Consider the following 19,038-nt stretch of genomic DNA (forward strand, 5'->3'; position numbering starts at 1 on the left):
ATAAACCCCGAAGTCCAATTTTACTGGGCTTCGGGGAGGATATTTATGCTCTTTTGAGTTTTACCGGACAGCAATAACTTTTTATATTGATGAATATACACCAATAATGTCAAATATTTTAACCGTTTTTTGGCATTTTATTTTCTTCGTTTTAGAGCGCGGACAATAGGCTAAAAGGAGGCAAACGGACGACTCAACCCTACTATCATGCTACTATAGCTTGTTTACAGGTATCAGTTCATGGCGCAACTCGCTCTTTTTTGGCTCACGAAAGCATGAAAACAGCGAGCAATCTCATGGAGATAAACCGACTAAGTCATGTAAATAAGCCGATTAAGTCATGGAGATAAGGAGATTAGAACATGCACTTAACCGAACTATCCCATTGCTTCAAGGCAAAAATGGGGTAAAAACTGCCTAAAACAGTCGTTTTTATGGGTGTTGAAAGAGGGTGCACCGTAACTCTCAAAATACGCGCATATTTGCAACGAAGGATGCGAGTGATGACAAATACGCGAGTTTTGAAAGGGGGTTTGTAAAGAAAATTACAAGTCGAGAGGGTGATATTTTTATCACTATCATCATTCACTTCGGTGGCATGAAAACATGCCAAAGGATGAACTATTTTGCACACAAAAAAGACAGCCTACGCACAGACTAAAAATAAGATTATTCCTCAATATCAAAGTTTCTCGCCAATCAACAACCAATGGTTTTGCTCAACGTCTGTCGTTGCAAATATATACTCCTCTCCCCCGTCACGTATTTTGAGCCGTTTGCGAAGCTCGGCAACAGACAGGGGGAAGTTGCGTGTCGCAATATTGGCTTGACGAATAGATGCAAGTTGGGTCTTCAGCATTTTTTTATTCATCGAGGAAATGGCTTTGATACGGAACTTACGACCGGGAAAGCCTTCCACTTCTTGCCCGCTGACATAAAGGTGCGAGTTGGGCGCTATCTTATCAACTTGGAATTGCTGTGCTATTTCCGCAAAACAGCCAGCCTTCATCAACGCAGCATTGGGTTCGTAGAGATATTGTCCTATCAGGTGACTGGCGATAGGGACAGACATTTTAGGAGAGGCAACCGTCTGTTGAGGATAAAAAACAAAAGTCTGCTCATTATTGACACAATGTACCGCAAGCGGTGACTGCCACCGATGGCTCATCACAAACAACAACTCTTTACACTCGTTGTTCACAGCGATGATGTGAACCTGTCGCACACAGTTTGACAAGGTGTTGAGCTGCACAACTGCTTGGTGCCAATCTAACATAGGTGATAGCTTCACCAGCGTGACCCAACTCTTTCGCAACAAGTCCACAAGCAGAGAGAGTAGATTGGGAGTACAATCGGAGATGGCAACCGTTTTCGCACCATTATCATTACGGCGCGCTGGGTCAAGATAAATCACCGTTGCTGGTTGCATGGTTTGCAAGTACTGCTCGCCGTCACAGCAAACCACCTGCGCCTGATTCACTCCTAACAGTGGCAGATTGTGTTGGGCTATATCACACAAGCAACGCTGTCGCTCCACATACACAGCCTCATGGAACGGAAGTGCCATGAACGAAAAGTCTACCCCCAATCCTCCCGTTAAATCCACCAAAGAGCATGCCTTGAGCAGTGCTGTATTTTCGGTAGAGGATTGTTCTTCTACCCTGTTTTGAAAATCAGATTGAACACATTGCCACGCCAATTTGGCTTTGTAATGTGCCGTTTGCTCAGAAGAACATTGCTCCATAGATAAGTGAGGCGGATAAAGTAGCTCATCATTCGACGCCCATGACGGCAGTTTGCGTTGAGCAGTCTGTCTTCCAGCGATTTGCTGTAATGCAAAAGGCATGTCTACATCGGGATATTTGTGAGCCGCTAATGCCAACTTGCGCACATCGTCCTCAGCATGCTGGTGTATAAATTGAGACGTTTCAACATTCATGGTTTTGCTCTTTTCGTATTGCTATGGAATAAAAATCACGCAAGCATTAGCGTATCACACGATAAGACTTTTTAGCTTGGGCTCGGGAGCAGTAATTAAAATGCCACCACTCGGTGCGCAAGGGCTTGAAACCAGCATAGCGCATCACCTTGCGCAACAGCTCACGATGACGCTGTGCCTGCTTAGAAATACGTCGACTGGCAACCAGTTGGGACTCTTTGTCAATATGTGCTGCGGCTCCCATATAGTCAATCTTGGTACCCATGTCAAGGGTGTCGCCCTTCAGGGTACACAAGGTAAGGTCGACTGCTAACCCATAATTGTGCAAACCTCCGCCATGGGCAGGGTTTGAGACATAAAAATATTTGGGCGTTCCCTTTACTTTATTCCACATTTTTTGTTGAATAGCCATGGGACGGGCAGCATCATAGACCTTTAAGCACAAGTCTGGACGCAACTGTTGCAAACGCTTCTGCGCCTTTACCAAGGCGTGGGCAGCATGCGGATGCAAATAGGCTTCGCGCAAATCATCGTAAAGAACGGTTCCTGTGAAATTATCTGGGCGCGCATACATTAACGAGACTTGGATAGAAGGGTCCAACTTTTGTACGTTCACGTAGCCTCGTTTTTCTAACGACCGAGCCGTAGGACTTAAACGGTGAGTAGTTTGGGCTGTCATTCCTGTTGATACCAACATCAGCCAGACTAATATTTTCTTCATTTTTATGGATGTGAATATGTTGTACAGATGGATTGTGCTAAGAAGTAAGCACTACTGAACTGTTGATGCAAAGATAAGAAGTTTGGAGCGAATAGACAAATGACAAATGTCCAAAATACGGCCAACCACCAGCCCTCTTTATCGTGGCAATTGATACAAAAGTCCCATGCGCCATTCATAGGTTGTCGCCTTTGCATCAGGATGGTATTTGTAATGAGTGGCTCGATGATAATAGGTTCCCGATAATTGGAGTCCCCATTGTTTCCAAAGGGGCAACTTTAAGGTGGGGCACAACATCCATACAGAGGTTTGGCTGTGCTCTCCTTGTGCGCTAAACTCCTCATGCGGTGTGCCTGCTGGCACCTCTTCGTAACCTCGCCAACTATACATTCTGAAAAAACGAGTGTAGAAAGAGAGGGTAGATCGGTGTGGCAAGTGCAGTGAGGTAAAAGAATAGGCGGTAAAACCACTCCCCATATTGTAGGTTCGGTGATACGGTTCTCCTAAATAATCGCTCCATGCACCGCCCAAGAGCATGGCATTGAGGAAGACAGACTGTTGGAAAGCCACTTTTTTAGCTTTGTTCGGAATGCGACACATCCATCCTATTCCCACACTGGCTGCCTCGGATAGCTGGTAAGGAAGAATGCCCCCATGCCGCTCATTGGCATTGTCGTAATTGAAATGTTGATAAAGTCCGAAGCGAGTTTGCATGCCTTTGATGTCACGAACCGAAGTGGCAAATAACTGTCCCAATATCTGTAAGTGATTGACAATTTCTTGTTGATGCCCCAAGACCAAGGCTACATCTGTCTTAAAATAATCGTACGGTCGGTTTTCTTGCCCAAACGCATCTCCATATTCTACTTCAAAATGTACGTAAGGCGATGTGAAACCTCCTGTTGCATTGTGCCGAGTGTCAACATATCGACCACCAACAGAGAAGGAAAGCTGAACGGGGAAGCGGTTCACATCATGATACAGATAATGCTTTTGGCGCACCTTCCAAGCTTCGCCTGTGATCACTCTATTGAGTCCTCGAATAGGATTGATAGCAGCACCCAATATCTCACGCACCACACGTGACCAACCTTGCAGACGTTGATCATACACTATGCTCGAAAGACGATAAGTACACTCTCCTATTGCCAATCCTCCTATGCCCGTTGACAGTGCATCGTTAATAGACGGGAGTTCGTTCTCACCGGCAATTTCCCACAACAAATCCCCTGCAAAGGTATAGGGTATCGATTGCCAAAAGTTCATGCCATTGCTCCGTGCGGCATTGAAGAACAGACTGCCATGATAAGGGTGGAAAAACATGTTGGTATGGAAAACATCGGCATCCCAAAACCATTGGTTGAGCTGAAGGTTACGTTTCAGCGTTCGACTGGTTACCTTGGCAAAGTTGGCATGCAAGACATAATAATCAAAGGCAAGCAGTGAGGCATTGATACCCACTACTTGCGCGGCTGCGCGCCAAGGGTGTTTATCCTTATTCCAAGGGGCATTCTCTACCCACCTACAACCATCGAGCGAATCGGGCAAAGCTATTTGCAGCGTATCTATCGGTTTTGCGGATGCAAGGGGTACGATGGTGTCCACGTGTAAGCGATAGCTTTGCGCACTGCTGTTGGCAGATAACAAAGATAAAATAGCGATACAGCAGTGACACAACCAATTTGTAGGATTGCAAGAGTAAACCATTCGTTCGATAAAATGGGCGTTTTTGTAAGTTTCGCCCTTTCATGTGTACCCAGTACACATACATTATCATACATAAAAAAAGACCTATACCGCTTGATGATCAGCACTGTCAAGCACTGTGTCCATGAGGTATAGGTCGTATCGTGTTTGCTACAATAAATGCAACAACATGTTCAAGAGATTACTTAACGGTAATCAAGAAATAATTTTTCTTGCCTCGTTGTACCAACAGATATTTCCCGTCAATGAGATCTTCTGCGCTAACGACTTGGTCGAAAGCTGTGAGTTTCTCTTTATTGAGCGACACTCCGCCTCCTTTTACCAACTTACGCAGCTCTCCTTTGCTTGGGAAAATCTCCATACCCTCTTGGGTAAAGAAATCAACGGCTGTGCTACCAAGCAAATCTTTGCTCACCATATAATGAGGAACGCCATTAAACACATCTAAGAAGGTAGCCTCATCCAGCTTTTGAAGGTTCTCTTTTGTAGCCTTACCGAATAATATTTGACTGGCTTCAATAGCCATATCAAGGTCTTCTTGCGAGTGTACCATGACGGTCACCTCTTGTGCCAATCGCTTTTGTAATGTACGACGTCCAGGATCTTGTTGGTGTTCTGCTATTAGACTTTCAATGGTTTCACGCTCCAAGGATGTGAATATCTTGATATATTTCTCCGCATCCTCATCGCTTACATTCAGCCAGAACTGGTAGAAAGCATAAGGAGTGGTGCGATTTCTGTCCAACCAAATGTTGCCGTTTTCTGTTTTACCAAACTTCTTACCGTCGGCTTTGGTAATCAACGGACAGGTCAAGCAGAAAGCCTCCTCATCACTTCCCAAGGTACGGCGTATCAACTCGGTACCTGTTGTCATATTGCCCCATTGATCGTTACCACCCAATTGCAGTTTGATGCCATGTTTTTGATAAAGATAGAGGAAGTCATAACCCTGCAACAACTGATAAGTAAATTCGGTAAACGATAATCCATCGTTGGCTTCGCCGTTGAGTCGCTTCTTTACACTGTCCTTCGCCATCATGTAATTCACCGTGATATGTTTCCCCACTTCACGTGCAAAATCCAGAAATTTGAAGTCTTTCATCCAGTCATAGTTATTCACCAATTCGGCTTTATTAGGCTCATTGCCTTCAAAATCCAAGAACTTGGACACCTGTTGCTTGATAGCTTCTTGATTATGGTACAACGTTTCGGAATCTAAGAGATTACGCTCTAAGCTTTTTCCCGAGGGATCGCCTATCATTCCCGTTGCTCCTCCTAACAACAAATAAGGCTTATGGCCACAACGCTGCAAGTGACGAAGCATCATAATGCCACACAAATGACCAATATGTAAGGAGTCTGCTGTTGGATCTGTGCCCAAATAAGCAGACACCATCTGTTTCTCAAGTAATTCTTCTGTACCGGGCATCATTTGTGCTAACATGCCACGCCATTTCAGTTCTTCAACAAAATTCTTTGTCATCGAATCAAATTTATATTTTTGTTTGTATTTCTTTATTTGGGGCCTCTATAAAGAGAAACTTACGGCACCGGATCATATCCACTACCACCCCATGGATTGCATCTTAAGATACGTTTTACAGCTAAGTAACTGCCTTTCAAAGGACCATATTTCATAATGGCTTGCCGTGCATACTCTGAACAAGTAGGGGTAAATCGACAAGAAGGTGGTGTGAAAGGGGTGATGCACTTCTGGTAGAAAAGAATGGGGACAAGCAATATCCACTTGAGTGTCCACATCACATATTCTTGTATTTTCCTCAATACTTCCACAACTTTTCCACAATTCGATTTAAGAGTTGCGCCACATGCTTTGCAACCTCATCCGATGTATATAATTCATCAGCCAACCAAATAAAAGCGATTAAGAGTTGCTGTTGAGGTCGTGTAGCCATAGGTTCTGTTATCAATTGTTTCTGTAAACGATAGGCTTCCCTGACCTGACGCTTCACACGATTACGCTTCACGGCTTGCTTAAAGTGCCTTTTCGACACGCTGACCATCATTTTTACGGGCACATCCTTCGCTTCGTTCTCCGTTAGCAGACAAACCACTCTTAATGGAAAGGATGCGAGCGATTGGCTATCACTTCCATTGAAGAGCTTCTCTATGAGTTTTCTACTACATATCCGCTCCTCCTTACTCAATGTAAAAGAGCCGACAGGAGACATTCCAAACTACTTTTTATGTTTCTTCAGATACGCTTTTAGCGCACTGGTCATCGATGGATTTTCTGCATCAGGTGCTTTCAAGTCTAATCGGAATCCTGCATCTGTCACAGCTTTACAGGTCGCAGGACCAAAAGCAGCCATCTTGATATCACCCTGTTCAAAATTTGGCAAATTCTTTTGTAAGGCATTAATGCCCGTAGGACTAAAGAAAATAATCATATCATAGTCAAAGCCTTTCACCTCTTCTTCGGTCAAGTCGTTGCTTACCGTGCGGTACATGACACACTCCGTGTGCTTTAGCTTCTTCGCATCCAACATATTTTTCACATCATCATTGTGAACACTGCTCATGGGTACGAGGTATTTTTCTGCTTTATGTTTTGCCATGATAGGCACCAAATCAGCTATCTTGCCAGTGGTTCCGAAAAAAACCTTACGCTTACGATATTGTACATACTTTTGGATATAGAGCGCAATACTCTCTATAACACAAAAATATTTCATGTCTTCAGGAATAGTTACACGCAATTCTTTCGCTAAAGTAAAGAAATGGTTCACTGCATGACGAGAAGTAAAGACAATCGCAGAATAATCTAAGATATTAATCTTTTGCTGACGGAACTCTTTAGCAGAGAGTCCTTCTACCTTAAAGAATGGACGAAAGTCGCATTTCACATCATATTCTCTTTCAATGTCATAATATGGTGATTTTTCTGTCGTTGGCTTTGGTTGCGAAACTAAAATCTTCTTCATCGTCAGTGTTCCTAATAATTTATTCTCAAATAATCATTTATTGCGTCAAACACGCCCCACATGACAAACATAGGGATGACTTCGAGCGCACAAAAGTACAAAATTATTTGCAGAAAAGAGCCTCTTTGGCGGAAAAAGATTACGCTCAACTTATAGAGTGTAAGGATTTTAACCAAAGAAACAATCACTATTGAATAAATTACAGCACTGGTTACCGACAAATCAAAATATGCCAAAAGCATGACAATGGGAAATAATATCACCCCTTCCATTGAGACTAAGAAAAGCTTTGTCTTCATCCATTGGTCGTTTTTCTTCCAATCAAAGAACACCCAGTTAGCAAACCAATATACAAAAGCATTGAACAGGTAATAGGCAAAAAATCCTATGGCATAAAGACCAATCACTTGATAATGCTCTACTACAAAGGTTTCAGAACCTAAAGTACGAGTGTAAAAAAACAAAATCAGTGATAACAGCAGGCACGTTTGCAATACAAAAAAGAATTGCGAACGTATTTCGCCAGCTGTTTCTGTAAGACTGGTGGTCTTTCCTCGTGGCACATAGAAAAAACTCTTCGCTTGTCTAACGATAAAAGGTTTAGACTTTGACAAGGCTATCGTTGCCAAAATAAAACACCCTAACAAGATACTTGTAATGAGATAATCATTGGCTACCGCATATGGAACAGGGTCTCCAGGCACGCCAACACGTCCTCCATCCAACTCAGGGTGAAATAAGGAGTCTTTTGAAAAGAACGACTCTTTATAATATTGAGGGAGATTGATGTCCCTAAAGCTTTTACCTATTGGATGTCCTGGTAAATGTAAGGTGTCAGGTCTGTTACTCCAACTAATCTTACTTGGCTTTATATTTGCTTGAATAGCCGAGTCTTGTTGTGCTGGAGTGGCATCTTTGGGTAACCATTTCAATACTTGTGCTGGCGTTGGCTGCGAAGATTTCTTCGCTTTTGTTGGCTGAACGTGCGCACTATCTACCCCTTTGATTCGAGCAACAGAGTCTCTCTGCAACATTTATATCAACGTGTATGCCTGTTGTCCTCATCCATGGGACAACTTATCCTTAAATACCAAATTCCTTCTGAATGCGTGCCACATCGTCTAACTTCTCCCAAGTGAAAAGTTCTACCTCTATGGTCTTTGATTCGTGATAACGACTGGTAAACGTTTTCTTCTTCACTTCGTATTGACGCCCCATGTGACCGTATGCCGCAGTTTCCAAGTAAATAGGGTTTCTCAAACCAAATTTCTTTTCAATTGCTTTGGGACGTAAATCGTAGAGTTCGCTCACTTTCTGCGCAATCTCTCCATCTGACAGCTGTACCTTGCTTCGTCCATAAGTGTTTACATAAACATTGATAGGCTTAGCCTCACCGATAGCATAGCTCACCTGTACCAATATTTCGTCTGAGACACCCGCTGCTACTAAATTTTTAGCAATATATCGAGAAGCATAAGCGGCAGAACGGTCTACTTTGCTGGGGTCTTTTCCAGAGAAAGCACCACCTCCGTGTGCACCTTTTCCACCATACGTGTCCACAATTATCTTTCTTCCAGTTAGTCCTGTATCACCGTGCGGACCTCCAATCACGAACTTACCAGTGGGATTGACGAAGTATAAGATGTCATCATTGAACAAGCGACGTGTCTGTTCGTCACACTGCGCCTTGACACGAGGCATGAGAATATGAATCACATCGTCTTTGATCTTTGCCAACATACGCGCATCATCCTCATCAAACTGGTCGTGCTGTGTACTTACCACAATAGTATGGATGCGGTTTGGCGTATGATCATCGTTATATTCAATGGTGACTTGGCTCTTTGCATCAGGACGAAGGTAGGTCATCTCCTTTCCCTCTTTCCGAATATCTGCCAAAACTCGCATGATAAGATGTGCCAAATCGAGCGAGACAGGCATATAGTTTTCTGTCTCGTTAATCGCATAACCAAACATCATCCCTTGGTCGCCGGCTCCCTGCTCGTCTTCATTTTGTCGATTTACTCCTCGATCTATATCTTCACTTTGTTCGTGAATGGCGGTCATGATACCACAAGAATCACCGTCGAATTGATATTCTGATTTGGTATAGCCTATCTTTTTAATGGTATTTCGAGCAATGGTTTGCAAGTCAACATATTCTTTCGAGCGTACTTCGCCCATGATTACGACCTGCCCTGTCGTCACAAAGGTTTCGATGGCACAATGCGCATCACGGTCGTATGCTAAAAACTGATCTAACAATGCATCCGAAATTTGGTCGGAAACTTTATCTGGATGTCCTTCTGAAACTGATTCTGATGAAAATAAATACGCCATATTCTTTATTATATTGATATCTATTGAATTTGCAAAGGTACGCAAAAAAAAATCTTTGAGCTCATTACACCTTTCTTTTTAAGGCATATTTACATCTTTTAAGTCGCAAGTTGAAAATGCTTTTCGGTGCTATAAAGACAATGAGAGCGAACAGGTCTTGACACTGTTCGCTCTCATTTTCAATCTTTTCCGTAAATTTTATTTGCTCTCATCGGGCAACATTGTCACGGTGATGTAGTTGTTCGATTTTAAGAACTCCTTCATAAAGTCAGAGATAGTTTGCGGTGTTTGTGCGCTCACCAATTTCTTATAATCGGAATGGGTATCTATACCATACTTCCGATACATACCAATAACGCCATTCCAGTAACCGTTGGTCTTGGCTACATCGTCGGCTTGCTTCAACATCACAGCTTTAATCTTTGCCAACATGTCGGCATCTACCGTTTGTCTCATATCCTTTACAGCTTCTTCCATAATGCTTAACGCCAGCTCTGTCTTCTCTGGTTTCATTGGACAGTAGCCCAACATTTGGATAAGATGATAGTCATCCTGTATCGAAGCCGTTGCCTCTGCGCCACAAGTGTAAGCTGCACTGGCATCTTCGCGTATCTTCTTCAGGTACACCATTGACAAAACCTGACCTGCAATAGATGCTCTGATATCATTCTCCAACGTATAAGGCATGTCTTCATTGAACCAAATCTTGTACGAAATAGCTTTCGGAGTTTCCATTTTACGCTTGAACGTGTTGTCAATCGTTCCCTTTTGTAAGAAGGTGACACGTTTTCCTTTAACAATATTCTTCTGCGAAGGCAGGCTTGCAATGTATTGGCAGATGAGCGGGCGCAACGCTGCTTCATCATAATTACCAATAATTGTGAAGGTCCATGCAGCCGCATTGGCGGTACGTTCTTTCGCCATTTCCAAGATACGATCGTAAGATACATGCTGCAAGTCAGCTACCTCAACGGGTTTCAGTCGTGGATTGTGTCCGTACATTGTGGCGGTAAGCGAGTCCTGTAATGCCTTTTCTGGTGAAAGTGAGCGATTTTTCAGACTTACCTTGTACTGTTCTATCAAGTTGGCAAACGACTTCTCGTCCTTATTGATATTTGTGAAATACAAATAAAGCATTTGCAACATGGTTTCTACGTCTTTCGGTGTTGAAGAACCACCCACAGACATCTTCTTAAAGTCCATACCTAAGTCCACATTGGCTATCTTTCCTGCCAGTGCCTTTTGTAATTCGGTAGACGAGAACTGTCCCAAACCACTCACACCTATCACTTGATCAAAGAAGTTGGCATTGACATAATCTTTCGCTCCATAGAGAGACGAGCCGCCAAAACCTTCACCCGACAAGAGTACTTGGTCTTTCTTGAGGTCGGTATGCTTGATAACCACCGTAGCACCATTCGAAAGTTTCAACTCTGTATAACCCATGAGGGCATTCTTTTTCTCACTCTTAATCTTTCCGGGTGTGGGCTTTTTGGTAATGAGAGGTTCGTTCTTTACATTATCTACGTATGCCGTCACCTGCGCTTGCTTCGCTTGCATCAGTGCTGTGAGCAACTCTTCACGAGTAGGATACACGTTACCTTCTTTCTCGTTGTTGAAGTTCACAATGACAATGTTACTATCATTCTTAGGAATGAGTTGTGACATATATTCGTTCACCGCTTCAACTGGAATCGCTGGTACGATTTGTTTCATCAACTGATAAGTATAATCGATAGACGGCATAGGCTCGTTGGTCAAGAAATAACCTAAACATTCGTTGAAAAACTGCGTGTTCTTGCGCTTGTCTTTGTTGCTATAAGCCTTATCCAAGCTACTCAACAGGTTGGCTTTATAGCGTGCATATTCGGTGGCGGTGAAGCCAAATTCAACGGCACGGCGTGCCTCTACCACAGCTGCCTTCAAGGCTGTTGCCAATTGAGAGGGGTCTTTGGGTTGCGCAAAGATACTGAACGCATCTTTCGTCTTGGCGAAAATATAGTTGCCATCACTGGCTCCAGCACCCACGTATGGGCAATCTGCCTTTTGTGCTGCCTCGGTATAACGGTTGTTCAACATATTGAGAGCCGCTCCTCTTACATAGTCGTAGAGGATATACTCTACCGACTGTTTCAGCGAGTCGGGGTATGTATCGTGCTTGAACATCACTTGTACATTACTGGTGCGCTGTTCCTTATCCTTGTCAATAATGACGATAGGTTCGGAAGTGTCGGGTACTGGCTCGTTCAACACAGGAGCTTGGTTGACTGGGTTCTTGATACCACCAAAGAGTTTCTTGATCATTGCCTCGGTATGATCAACATCTACGTCGCCAATCACAATAATTCCCTGATTAGAAGGATGATACCATTTCTCATAATAGTCGCGCAATTCTTTGGGCGAGAAGTTGTCTACGACACTCATCAGACCGATAGGATAACGCACACCGTACTTACTTCCGGGATACAGTTTGGGCAGATTGCGCTCAAACATGCGGCTCTGTGCGCTGGTACGTAGTCGCCATTCCTCATGTATCACACCACGCTCCTTGTCTATCTCCTTTGGATCGAGTGTCAAACCCGTAGACCAATCGCGCAATATCAACAAGCAAGAGTCGAGCGAACTCTGTCGAGTAGTGGGCACATTGTCAATGTTGTAAACTGTTTGGTCAATGGAGGTGTAAGCATTGAGGTCGCTACCAAACTCCACACCAATGGAACGCAGGTACTCTATCAGGTCGTTGCCTTTGAAGTTGTCGCTGCCATTGAACGCCATGTGCTCCAAAAAATGCGCCAATCCTCGCTGACTTTCTTCCTCTTGAATGGACCCCACTTTCTGTGCAATGTAAAAGTTTGCACGGTGTTCGGGCCAGTTGTTGTAGCGAATAAAGTAAGTAAGACCATTGTCAAGCTTACCCATTCGCACGGCAGTGTCTACCGGTACGGGCGGCATCTGCATCTGGGCATGCAACATACCTGCACACAACAGAAGCAAAGCACTAAAAAGATGTCTGATTTTCATAGGTGAAATAATTTTATAAAATGAAACTTCTTGTTTGTCTGCAAAGATAGAAATTATTTGTTAAATTATCAATCTGTCATAAAAAAGAAAAGAAAATACGTGTTAAAATCTCATTAAAAATTGATTTCAAAATTAGCTTTTTGAGATTTTAAACTTGTTTTTGAAATCAATATGAAAGTGAACAAAGGAATGAAACACGCAACACTACCAAACAAACTTACGTAAAAAAAGTGGCTTCCCACTCCCACCATACTCCATTTTTTTGTACATTTGCTCGGTGAGGTGAAGGTGTTTTCTTTTCATCCGCCTCCACATATCAAATAAAAAAACTACTATTCGAGCGATATGAAACCATTGAAATTCAACGTTAGACTTCTTGTGACAGGATTAGCAGGATGCACTATCACGGCTACCACCGCAAAGAAACCTGTCAAACCCAACATTATTTATATCATGTGCGACGACATGGGCTACGGTGACTTAGGCTGCTATGGTCAGCCGTTTATTGAAACACCCCACATCAACCAACTCGCCACCGATGGTATGCGGTTCACACAAGCCTACGCAGGTGCCCCCGTGAGTGCCCCTTCGCGTGCCTGCATGATGACAGGGCAACACACTGGACACACTCGGGTACGTGGAAACGAGGAATTTTGGAAAGATGTTCCGATGGTGAAATACGGTGAAAACGAAGACTTTTCAAGAGTGGGACAGCTGCCATACGATGCCCACCACGTCATTGTACCAGAAATCTTGAAAAGGCAAGGTTATCGAACAGGAATGTTTGGCAAATGGGCTGGTGGCTACGAAGGCTCTGAGTCGACCCCCGACAAGCGTGGCATTGATGAGTTCTTTGGTTATATTTGCCAGTTCCAGGCACACTTGTATTATCCCAACTTCCTCAACGAATACAGCCGTGAGCGTGGAGATACCGCTGTCAGTAGATTGGTACTGGACAAAAACATCCGCTATCCCATGTCGGGCAAGCTATATTATCAACGTCCTGAATATTCTGCCGACTTGATTCATCAGCGTGCGATGAACTGGATAGATGCGCAAGACAACCAGCATCCCTTTTTCGGTATCTTTACTTATACCCTTCCACACGCCGAATTGGTACAGCCCGACGATTCGCTTTTGGCGTATTATAAGCAGAAATTCTTTGTGGACAAAACATGGGGCGGACAACCTCATAGTCGCTATAACGCCACCGAACACACCCACGCTCAATTTGCCGCGATGATTTCAAGGTTGGACATTTATGTGGGACAAATCATGCAAAAGCTGAAAGAGAAGGGGTTGGAAGAGAACACCATCGTCATCTTCACCAGCGATAATGGACCTCATGAGGAAGGCGGAGCCGACCCTGCATTCTTTGGAAGGGACGGAAAATTGCGCGGTCTGAAGCGACAGTGTTATGAAGGCGGCATCCGCATTCCATTCATTGTATGGTGGCGCAACCACATTGCAGCTGGCACGGAAAGCGACTTACAAATTGCCTTTTACGACCTCATGCCCACCTTTTGCGAGCTGGTGGGAGTGAAAAATTACCAAAAACGCTATGCCAACAAGAAACTAAAAGTGGATTATTTTGACGGAATCTCGTTCGCTCCTACGCTATTAGGCCAACCACAACCCAAGAAACATGCCCATTTGTACTGGGAATTTTCTGAAACCGACCAGATTGGAGTACGCATGGGCGACTGGAAGATGGTCGTCATAAAAGGCATTCCACACCTCTACGACCTGTCCAAAGACCTACACGAAGACCATGACGTGGCAGCCGAACATCCTGAAATCGTGCAACGCATGACGCAAATCATTCAAGAAGAGCATGTTGACAGTCCGCGTTTTCCTGTCACACTGCCCACAACTATCCAAGCATCTGAACACAATAACCAACGGTAAGTCGTCGCTCTAAACCCACAAAACAGGCTATATTGGACAGCAAAACAGTCTATTTTGCTCACCAATATAGCCTGTTTTGTAGGCATATATCTTTCTGTTTCCAAACCAAAGGGATGACAATTGTGCCGCTCCCTCAAAACAGATAAGCCATTCAGTCTTCAAGATGAGACGAGGACGGCGTACACCCTACCCCTTACGAGGCTTACGGCGTGCCCATCCTTCTTCGGAGAAATCGGGGGTCTCGCCCTTGAATTTCACCTCGGGTTGCTGGAAGAACTGTCGCCAATCGCCCGTATCTTCCTGCTGATAAGAGGGGCGTTTCACGCTTTTTCCATTCTTGCGTCCGCCCTCCGCACGTCTACCTGCAGCCCTTCCGCCACCTCTTGTGGCTTGCGCTTTACGTCCATGACCCTCTTCGTTGGCATCATTGCAGCGCACCTCTCTACCCTTGTAGGTCGCTCCCGACAAAGAACGCATCACCTTGTTGGCATCTTTTTCGGGTACTTCGATATAGGATATTTTTCCCAACAGGTCGATATGTCCCACCTGCTGCCTACCTTTTACATGCTGGTTAATAAACTGCATCACCTCTCCGGGATAGAATCCATCGTCCTTACCCAAGTTGATGAACAGCCTTCGATAACCTCTCTCGGGCGTACGAGAGCGACCTCCGCCTCGCTCCGAACGAGCTTTCCTGCCACCACGCATACCCTTTTCCTCACCTCTGTCGCCACGTTTGAGCGAGGGTTTCTCTATCTCGGGCGCATTCGCATAGTAATCCAAGAAGCGTCCAAACGTCAAACTGACAATCTTCTTGATGATATCATCCTTGTCGACGTATTCAAAGTGTCGGTTAATTTCAACCATGAAGGGCGCAATCTGCTCTTCGTCAACATCAATCTTCTCGATGTCGTGCATGGCTTTATACAACTGCTTGGCGCAAATTTCCTGTGCGGTAGGCAATGTGCCGTCCACAAATTCCTTGCCGATAATTTTCTCTACGGCACGCACTTTGGAACGCTCACGGGTGTGAATGATGCAAATAGAAGTACCTTTCTTCCCTGCACGTCCCGTTCGTCCACTACGGTGCGTGTAATTCTCGGTATCATCGGGCATGCCATAGTTGATGACATGCGTCAGGTCGTCCACATCCAATCCACGTGCAGCCACATCGGTTGCCACCAACAGCTGGGTGACGTGTTGGCGAAACTTCTGCATGGTGAGGTCGCGCTGTTGCTGACTCAGGTCGCCATGCAACGCCTCTGCGTTGTATCCATCCTTGATAAGTTTGTCGGCAATTTCTTGCGTTTCAATCTTTGTTCGGCAGAAGATAATGGCAAAAATGCGTGGGTAGTAATCCACGATGCGCTTCAGTGCCAAGTATTTGTCACGCGCATTCACCATATAATAAATGTGGTTCACGTTTTCGGCACCTTCGTTTCGGCTTCCCACTACAATCTCCTTGTAGTCACGCAAGTAAGTCTTGGCAATCTTTTCTATCTCGTTGCTCATGGTTGCCGAGAACAGCAAGGTGTTGCGGTCATCGGGAACGCCTGCTAAAATGGTATTGATACTCTCCGAGAATCCCATGTTCAACATCTCATCAGCCTCATCCAACACCACATTGTTTACATGGTCGAGCTTTGCTACCCCACGGTTCATCAGGTCGATAAGTCGTCCCGGAGTCGCCACAATGATTTGTGCGCCATGTTTGAGCGCATGAATTTGGGTGACGATACTGGCACCTCCGTACACGGGTTCTACGTGTAGATTCTTGATATATTTAGCAAAATCCTTCAAGTCATCAGCGATTTGCAAACACAATTCGCGTGTAGGACTTAAAATAATGGCTTGCGTATGCTTGCTGGCAACATCTATTTTCTGCAAAAGGGGCAAGCCGTATGCTGCCGTTTTACCTGTTCCTGTCTGTGCTAATGCAATTACATCGTTCTTGTTTCCCAACAAATAAGGGATGACCTCTTCTTGTACTGGCATGGGATGTACAAACCCCAGCTCCTCAATGGCGCGTCGAATCTCTTCGCTAACGCCTAATTCTTCAAATGTCTTCAAATTCTTTTCTTTAATCGGGTGCAAAGGTACGGCTATTCCGTGGATGCGCAAAGTAAATGTCATTATTTCTACCTATCGGGATACAAACATTAACATTCGGCATCGTTTTGATTATCAATGCCAAACAATCATCATACGGTGACACGACTACCTTCTGACTACAATGCAAGAACCAACGTTTTGTACCCATAATAAACACAAAACTAATCCTCCTATTTTATTTTTTTACAAAGCTAATCCTTTGATATTCGCTGTTTTTAAGTATCTTTGCCACAAATAAGGTACATACGATGACAGATATATGTTGTTTGGGTCATATCACGAGAGATAAGAATACGACACATAAACAGACCGTCTCCATGTCGGGAGGCACTGCTTATTATGTGGCTTATGCTTTTAATCATCTACCCTCGAAGGTTAGTTTTCAGTTAGTCACCAAAGTGGGTAGCGAAGATATGCCAGTGACACAAGAAATGAAAGAGGCGGGTATTGACGTGAAAGTGTACCCCAGTGAGCACACCGTTTTGTTTGAAAACATCTACGGAGAGAATCAAAATACCCGCTCACAGCGTGTATTAGCCAAAGCTGATCCCTTCACTATTGAGGAGATGAAGCCGTTAACGGGAAAGATATACCACATCGGCTCTCTTCTAAATGACGATTTCTCACCCGAGGTAGTGAAGTATTTATCTACCAAAGGACAAATCTCTATTGATGCACAAGGCTATCTTCGCGAGGTTCGTGGACAGGATGTACACCCCATTGACTGGAAAGACAAGCTGGAAATTTTGGCATATACGGACATCATCAAGGTGAATGAACACGAAATGGAGGTCATCACAGGACTCAAAGACGCACGCCAAGCAGCCAAACAACTACACGCATGGGGAGTGAAAGAGGTCATCGTAACATTGGGAAGTGAGGGGTCTATCATTTATGCCAACGACCGTTTTTACGACATCCCAGCCTATGTACCGAGAGAAGTAGTAGATGCTACGGGGTGTGGCGACACTTACTCGGCTGGCTTTTTGTACTGTCGCTCACAGGGAATAGGGTTTGAAGAGGCAGGAAAGTTTGCCGCTGCCATGTGTACACTCAAGTTAGAACACAGCGGACCTTTTGACAGAAGCATTGAAGAGGTGCAACGTATTATTGATAAGCACGAGAAATAAGGACACGTCGTCATTGGCAAAGATAGAACAACGCCACTTGGTTTTACTGGAACCAAGTGGCGTTGTTCATTAAAAGGACTTTTATATCAAGTACCTTATATATTCATCATCATAGGAACGACATATTTAGCCAAGCAATAACCACCGCCAATGAGCCAAACAAATAAGATGGCTGCCAACAGAAAAGGCTTGGCTCCTGCCTTCTTAAACTTGTCAAAACTGGTTTCAGCTCCCAAAGCTGTCATCGCCATGGTTAAAAGAAAGGTGTCAAACTGATTGATTCCTTCTACCCAAGCAACGGGCAACAGATTGAACGAGTTGAACCCTATAACGACCAAGAACAGAATGGCAAACCAAGGAATGGTAATCTTCGCCTTAGATGTTCCTTGTTCATTGTTCTTAGAAAGATAGCGAGCAGTGTTCCAACCCAAAATCAACAACACGGGAACAAGCATCATCACGCGAATCATCTTCACGATAATAGCAGAATTGGAAACATCCTTTCCCATGGCATTGGCAGCTCCTACGACATGCGCCACTTCGTGAACAGTGGCACCCGTCATCAATCCCATTTGGTCTGGCGACAAGTCAAAGATGCCGTTGCGATACAACACAGGATAGAGAAACATTGACAACGTACCGAATATAACGACCGTAGAAACAGCCACAGCGGTTTTATAAGGCTTTACCTGAAGTGCGGATTCGGCTCCTAATACAGCCGCAGCACCACAGATTCCACTACCCACAGAGGTGAGCAAAGCAATACCTCGATCCATTCGCAACAGTTTTCCTATGAACACTCCACCACACACAGTGACCGTCACCACGATGGCATCTATGACAATGGCAGGCAAACCCACCGCCGTAACGTCCTGAAATGTGAGACGAAAACCATAGAGGATGATGCCTATACGCAGGATACGTTTGGAACAGAAGTTGATACCAGGCACCCAAGTGTCTGGCAAATTGTTTCGAAGACTGTTGGCATAGAGCATACCAAGGATGATACCGACAATCATAGGACTAAATGACAAATTCTTCACAAACGCCATGTCACCAATATAGAAAGCGGCAAGGGAGAACAAAGTTATTAGGAGTACGCCATGTAGCATACTACTTCTTTTTTCACTAAACATAGACTTCTATGTTGCTTTCCAAATAATTGGAAAATATTTGTAATTTATTAACTGTTCATTATCATTCACTTAGCGTGAA

The 19,038-nt window shown here is 44.3% G+C and carries 14 protein-coding genes; 2 read left to right on the forward strand and 12 right to left on the reverse strand.

Going from position 1 to position 19,038, the window contains the following annotated elements; genetic code table 11:
- Positions 1-682 precede the first annotated feature (682 nt).
- The 10 genes from DEM91_RS09495 to DEM91_RS09540 all read right to left on the reverse strand — a co-directional run bounded on the left by DEM91_RS09495 (position 683) and on the right by DEM91_RS09540 (position 12,673).
- Positions 683-1,939 carry a THUMP-like domain-containing protein gene (locus DEM91_RS09495; protein WP_249858768.1) on the reverse strand — a complete coding sequence of 419 codons (1,257 nt, stop codon included), beginning with the start codon at positions 1,937-1,939 and terminating at the stop codon, positions 683-685.
- A gap of 46 nt (positions 1,940-1,985) precedes the next feature.
- Positions 1,986-2,618, reverse strand: a complete 633-nt coding sequence (locus DEM91_RS09500; protein WP_249858776.1) for a M15 family metallopeptidase — start codon at positions 2,616-2,618, stop codon at positions 1,986-1,988.
- Positions 2,619-2,798: 180 nt separating this feature from the next.
- A complete protein-coding gene (locus tag DEM91_RS09505) occupies positions 2,799-4,367 on the reverse strand; it encodes a DUF3943 domain-containing protein (RefSeq protein WP_249858769.1) in 1,569 nt (522 codons plus the stop codon).
- A gap of 181 nt (positions 4,368-4,548) precedes the next feature.
- Positions 4,549-5,850 carry a tyrosine--tRNA ligase gene (gene tyrS / locus DEM91_RS09510; RefSeq protein WP_249858770.1) on the reverse strand — a complete coding sequence of 434 codons (1,302 nt, stop codon included), beginning with the start codon at positions 5,848-5,850 and terminating at the stop codon, positions 4,549-4,551.
- A gap of 59 nt (positions 5,851-5,909) precedes the next feature.
- Positions 5,910-6,128 carry a membrane protein insertion efficiency factor YidD gene (gene yidD / locus DEM91_RS09515; RefSeq protein WP_249858777.1) on the reverse strand — a complete coding sequence of 73 codons (219 nt, stop codon included), beginning with the start codon at positions 6,126-6,128 and terminating at the stop codon, positions 5,910-5,912.
- 20 nt (positions 6,129-6,148) lie between these two features.
- The gene (locus DEM91_RS09520; protein ID WP_249858771.1) at positions 6,149-6,559 is read right to left on the reverse strand and encodes a ribonuclease P protein component; all 411 of its coding nucleotides are present in this window, start codon (positions 6,557-6,559) and stop codon (positions 6,149-6,151) included.
- Positions 6,560-6,565: 6 nt separating this feature from the next.
- The gene (locus tag DEM91_RS09525) at positions 6,566-7,312 is read right to left on the reverse strand and encodes a uroporphyrinogen-III synthase (RefSeq protein ID WP_025072172.1); all 747 of its coding nucleotides are present in this window, start codon (positions 7,310-7,312) and stop codon (positions 6,566-6,568) included.
- Between the two features lie 11 nt (positions 7,313-7,323).
- Entirely contained in the window at positions 7,324-8,346 is a 1,023-nt protein-coding gene (locus tag DEM91_RS09530) for a DUF4271 domain-containing protein (RefSeq protein ID WP_249858772.1), read from the reverse strand.
- Positions 8,347-8,395: 49 nt separating this feature from the next.
- A complete protein-coding gene (gene metK, locus DEM91_RS09535; RefSeq protein ID WP_008123749.1) occupies positions 8,396-9,652 on the reverse strand; it encodes a methionine adenosyltransferase in 1,257 nt (418 codons plus the stop codon).
- Positions 9,653-9,850: 198 nt separating this feature from the next.
- Complete coding sequence (locus DEM91_RS09540) at positions 9,851-12,673, reverse strand: M16 family metallopeptidase (RefSeq protein ID WP_249858773.1); 2,823 nt, start codon at positions 12,671-12,673, stop codon at positions 9,851-9,853.
- 345 nt (positions 12,674-13,018) lie between these two features.
- On the opposite strand from DEM91_RS09540, the gene DEM91_RS09545 reads away from it, so the two are divergent.
- Positions 13,019-14,581, forward strand: coding sequence for an arylsulfatase (locus DEM91_RS09545; RefSeq protein ID WP_102188929.1), 1,563 nt, complete (start codon positions 13,019-13,021; stop codon positions 14,579-14,581).
- 186 nt (positions 14,582-14,767) lie between these two features.
- On the opposite strand, the gene DEM91_RS09550 is transcribed toward DEM91_RS09545, so the two are convergent.
- Positions 14,768-16,651: a DEAD/DEAH box helicase gene (locus DEM91_RS09550; RefSeq protein WP_036926101.1), complete on the reverse strand. Its 1,884-nt coding sequence runs from the start codon at positions 16,649-16,651 to the stop codon at positions 14,768-14,770.
- Positions 16,652-16,941: 290 nt separating this feature from the next.
- Here DEM91_RS09550 and DEM91_RS09555 point away from each other — a divergent pair, with 290 nt between their 5' ends.
- Positions 16,942-17,823 (forward strand): PfkB family carbohydrate kinase, encoded by an 882-nt coding sequence (locus DEM91_RS09555; protein WP_249858774.1) that lies wholly within the window; start codon positions 16,942-16,944, stop codon positions 17,821-17,823.
- A 95-nt stretch (positions 17,824-17,918) separates the two neighbouring features.
- Here DEM91_RS09555 and DEM91_RS09560 read toward each other — a convergent pair whose 3' ends face one another.
- A complete protein-coding gene (locus tag DEM91_RS09560) occupies positions 17,919-18,959 on the reverse strand; it encodes a YeiH family protein (RefSeq protein WP_249858775.1) in 1,041 nt (346 codons plus the stop codon).
- Positions 18,960-19,038 lie beyond the last annotated feature (79 nt).

This window comes from Prevotella sp. TCVGH (assembly GCF_023522295.1).
GTDB classification, from domain to species: Bacteria; Bacteroidota; Bacteroidia; order Bacteroidales; family Bacteroidaceae; genus Prevotella; species Prevotella timonensis.